Genomic DNA, 4483 nt, shown 5'->3' with positions numbered 1-4483 from the left:
CCTCCTCCTACTCGATTGGTGTCGCTAGTTCAATGAGAGTGAGCGGAAGGAAGAGTAGAATGAATCTCAGAGACAAAAAAGACCGCACGAGGCGGTCTTTGTAATAATAGCTTAGGTTCTTTACTACAGAACCATGGCTGCAATCCAACCGAATACGATCAGTGGGATGTTGTAGTGCAGGAACGTCGGTACTACGGTTTCCCATACGTGCTCGTGTTGACCATCAGCATTTAGACCAGACGTTGGACCTAATGTTGAGTCAGAAGCCGGAGAGCCCGCATCACCAAGTGCAGCAGCTGTACCTACTAGAGCGATTGTTGCCATTGGCGAGAAGCCAAATGCTGCTGCTAGTGGAACGTAGATAGTTGCAAGGATTGGAATCGTAGAGAACGAAGAACCAATGCCCATAGTAACCAATAGACCAACAATTAGCATAAGTAGTGCTGCTAGAGGCTTGTTGTCGCCGATGCTTGTTGAAAGTGCTTCAACCAAAGATTCAACGCCACCTGTTTGCTTCATAACTGCCGCGAAACCTGCTGCTGCAATCATGATGAAACCGATCATTGCCATCATGTGAACGCCCTTGGTGAAGACATCTTGTGTCTCTTTCCAAGCAATAACGCCACCGAAGGTAAATACCATGAAACCCGCTAGAGCACCGATGATCATAGAGCCAGTCGATAGTTGAACTGTTAGCGCTGCTACGATACCAGCTGCTGCTACTAGGATGTGCTTCTTGTTGATCTCTTTCACTTCTGTTGAAACAACAGTGTGAGAGGTTTCTTTGTATTGGCGAGGTTTACGGTAAGTAAAGAATACTGCAGTAAGAAGACCGAAGATCATGCCCGCAGCGGGTAACAACATCGCCATTGGCACTTGGCTTGCTACTACGTTTTCAAGACCATTGTCGTGAAGGTTTTTAAGCAGAATGTTGTTTAGGAAGATGCCACCAAAACCAATCGGTAGCACCATGTAAGGTGTAATCAGACCAAAAGTAAGTACACACGCAACTAGACGGCGGTCTAGGTTCATTTTTGCGAATACGCCTAGTAGAGGTGGGATTAAGATTGGGATGAAGGCGATATGTACTGGAATCACGTTTTGCGAAGACATGGTCACTAAGATCAACGACGCAAGTATGCCGTATTTAAGACCAGTCGATGCCGCACTGTTCTCTTTGCCGTGAATGCGTTTGATAACACTTTGAGCAAGGAGATCTGTGATACCAGAACGTGAGATAGCAACAGCGAATGTACCAAGCATAGCGTAGCTAAGTGCAATCGTTGCACCGCCGCCTAATCCACTTTCGAAAGCCGCGACTGCGTCGTTCAAGCTCATACCAGAGGCTACGCCACCGATAATTGCACTGAACGTCAGAGCAACGACTACGTTTACGCGCATCAAAGCTAAAACAAGCATGATGCAAACTGAAATTACAACAGGATTCATATTATTCTCGGGATGTTGTGTTTTTTATGAAGGCAATACGAGTGAACGTTTACCGACTCTATTTTTTATTCTTCGTCAACAAGAGGCCAACCACCAAGGGCTTTCCATTTGTTTACAATGCCGCAAAATAACTCTGTGGTTTTTTGCGTATCATACAAAGCAGAGTGTGCTTCTTTGTTGTCAAATTCCATCCCTGCAGTGCGGCAAGCTTTAGCCAAAACGGTTTGGCCGTAGGCAAGACCACTAAGAGCTGCAGTGTCAAAAGTAGCAAATGGATGGAAAGGGACGCGTTTAAGCTTACAGCGCTCACTTGCCGCATTAACGAAGTTCAAATCGAATGTAGCGTTGTGAGCAACCATGATTGCGCGACTGCAATCTGAAGCTTTTTGTTCTTTTCTCACTAGCTTGTAGATTTCTTTAAGGGCTTCTTGTTCCGACACAGCACCACGTAATGGGCTAAATGGGTCTTTAATTCCGTTAAAGTCTAATGCTGCCTGCTCTATATTTGCGCCTTCAAAAGGCTCAATGTGAAAATGAAGCGTTGATGCAGGGTGCAGATCTCCGTTCTCATCCATTTTTAATGTAATGGCACAGATTTCTAATAATGCATCGGTTTCAGCGTTAAACCCTGCGGTTTCCACGTCGATGACCACTGGAAAATAGCCGCGAAAGCGTTTTTTTAGGGTCAGAGCTTCGTTTTCTACAGTCATGTTAGCCCAAATAAGTGTGATTAAGGCTGCATTATTGCAGATAATAGCAGTGATAAAAACTAGGGAAGGGCAATAAATCTTAAATTACCTAACCCATTGCGGCTTGATAATTGCATATTTAAACGTGAGAGAAAAATGCGGCAATTGGCTGCATTGTTAAACGAATTGCTTAAGAGATACTCCACTTTATGAAGAAACAACTCATAACAGGTTCAATGCTATTTTCGCTACTTGTGTCGTCATCGGTCATGGCACAAGAAAAGCGTTACGGAGCATCTCCTCAACAGTCGACATGGGAGATGGTAGCCAACACGCCACTTGAATGTCGCTTGGTCCACCCAATTCCAAACTTTGGTGATGCTGAGTTCTCATCTCGCGCGAGTAAAAAAATCATTTTGGACTTTGAGCTTAAAATGCGCCGTCCAATGGGTGCGACGCGCAATGTAAGCTTGATCTCTATGCCGCCACCTTGGCGTCCGGGTGAAAGTGCTGATCGTATGACAACCATTAAGTTCTTCCAGCAATTTGACGGCTATGTCGGCGGTCAAACAGCTTGGGGCATCTTGAGTGAGTTGGAGAAAGGGCGTTATCCGACATTCAGCTACCAAGAGTGGCAGAGCCGAGATCAACGTATCGAAGTGTCGTTGTCGTCGGTGTTGTTCCAAGAAAAATACAATGTGTTCAGTGACTGTGTTGCTAACCTGCTGCCTTACAGCTTTGAAGATATCTCTTTCACTATTTTGCATTACGACCGCAACAGCGACCAGCTGAACAAGTCGTCGCGCAAAAGGCTGAGCCAGATTGCCGATTACGTTCGCTATAACCAAGACATTGACCTTGTGTTAGTCGCGACCTACACCGATTCGGCAGACAGCAAAGGTATTAGCCAAAACCTGTCAGAACGAAGAGCTGAGTCTTTGAGAGAGTACTTTAAATCACTTGGTTTGCCGGAAGATCGCATTCAAGTGCAAGGCTATGGTAAGCGTCGCCCGATTGCTGACAACAACTCGCCAATTGGTAAAGATAAAAACCGACGCGTTGTGATCTCTTTAGGCCGTACACAGGTTTAAACTGAATAGCTTGTCTAGATAAAGATAAAAATGCCTATCTACGTGATGGGCATTTTTTGTTTGGATAACATGTCGATTTGGCTCTAATTATTCGAGGCAACCATTAATTCAAGCGGAACCGAGCAATCATTTCACAGTTGGTCGCAGTATCGATTTTTTCAACCATAGAGGCTATTTTAGGATTTGGATGACGTTTCATGAAATCGATAAGGGCTTTTTTACAACAACCAATAGAATCTATAAAGCTAGAGCATTGCGTATTAGGGCACTGAGGAATCAGTGTCAGGACCTTTTCAGAGGCAAGCTGAAGGTACTTAAGTTCATATTCTGTATCGCCCGCCCATCGCCAAAACTGAGCAAGGTTGTGGCAAGAGATGACCGAAATCAGTAAGCGTTCATCGGCCTGAATATCAGTACGCTCAGTAATTTCTTCGCTTAAATTCAACGCCTGCTGATAGTGAAGAATGCTTCGTACAGGATCGTCGAGTTGCAATGCAGTATCGGCAAGTAACGTGTGTTTTTCCCATTCGCTAATCATTGTATAACCTCACTAATCAAGATGGGTTTAATTTAAATGATAATCATTATTATGTAAAGTTTCATCGATTAGATTGTGAATAATAGTGGGTAAAGAATATTGATTATGAATGAATTGATAAAAAAGAAGCGAGCATAGTGCTCGCTTCTCTTGTGCATTAATTTAGCTCTTGCTTTCAAAGCCTAGTATCGCAATGGTTAGTGACTAACCTTCGAGGCCTGCACTTGCTTGTTTGTTCTGAATAAGCTCAATCATGTAGCCGTCAGGGTCTTTTACGAATGCAATGTGAGTAGAACCGCCTTTTACAGGGCCGGCTTCACGAGTCACGTTACCGCCAGCGGCTTTAATCGCGTCACACGTAGTGTAGATATCATCAACACCGATCGCTACGTGACCGAAAGCTGAGCCTAGGTCGTATTCAGTTGTGCCCCAATTGTAAGTTAACTCAATAACAGCACCTTGAGATTCGTCACCAAAGCCAACAAAAGCCAGTGTGTATTCGTACTCTTTATTTTCGTTCTTACGTAATAGTTGCATGCCCATTACGTTGGTGTAGAACTCGATAGATTTATCTAGATCACCAACTCGTAGCATGGTGTGTAAAATACGACCGTTTGACATGATTTGCTCCTAGCGTTAACTATGTTTACGTTTTTTGTAATTCTGTTTTATGCCGCCAGAAAAGTGCGGCACGGTTTAGCTTCTTAGCTTCTTAG

Annotated in this window: 5 protein-coding genes; 1 reads left to right on the top strand and 4 read right to left on the bottom strand. The window is 44.1% G+C overall.

The features are described 5' to 3' along the window. Positions 1 to 123 precede the first annotated feature (123 nt). Positions 124 to 1449, bottom strand: coding sequence for a Na+/H+ antiporter family protein (locus AB4583_RS13680; protein ID WP_048611564.1), 1326 nt, complete (start codon positions 1447 to 1449; stop codon positions 124 to 126). Positions 1450 to 1514: 65 nt separating this feature from the next. Beyond that, positions 1515 to 2159 carry a ribonuclease T gene (gene rnt, locus AB4583_RS13675; protein WP_017061178.1) on the bottom strand — a complete coding sequence of 215 codons (645 nt, stop codon included), beginning with the start codon at positions 2157 to 2159 and terminating at the stop codon, positions 1515 to 1517. Between the two features lie 188 nt (positions 2160 to 2347). Between rnt and motY the strand changes: the two genes are divergently transcribed. Continuing rightward, on the top strand, positions 2348 to 3229 hold the full coding sequence (gene motY / locus AB4583_RS13670; protein WP_372117759.1) for a flagellar protein MotY: 882 nt from the start codon (positions 2348 to 2350) through the stop codon (positions 3227 to 3229). A 103-nt stretch (positions 3230 to 3332) separates the two neighbouring features. On the opposite strand, the gene AB4583_RS13665 is transcribed toward motY, so the two are convergent. Together AB4583_RS13665 and gloA are read right to left on the bottom strand one after the other, a co-directional pair. Further along, the gene (locus AB4583_RS13665) at positions 3333 to 3767 is read right to left on the bottom strand and encodes a DUF2753 domain-containing protein (RefSeq protein WP_004734047.1); all 435 of its coding nucleotides are present in this window, start codon (positions 3765 to 3767) and stop codon (positions 3333 to 3335) included. A 204-nt stretch (positions 3768 to 3971) separates the two neighbouring features. After that, the gene (gene gloA / locus AB4583_RS13660) at positions 3972 to 4388 is read right to left on the bottom strand and encodes a lactoylglutathione lyase (RefSeq protein WP_004734046.1); all 417 of its coding nucleotides are present in this window, start codon (positions 4386 to 4388) and stop codon (positions 3972 to 3974) included. Between the last annotated feature and the right edge of the window lie 95 nt (positions 4389 to 4483).

The sequence above is a fragment of the Vibrio sp. 10N.222.49.C12 genome (assembly GCF_041475025.1).
Lineage (GTDB): Bacteria > Pseudomonadota > Gammaproteobacteria > Enterobacterales > Vibrionaceae > Vibrio > Vibrio crassostreae_C.
The sequence above is the reverse complement of the archived record's forward strand: the minus strand, read 5'-3'. Positions and strand labels throughout refer to the sequence as shown.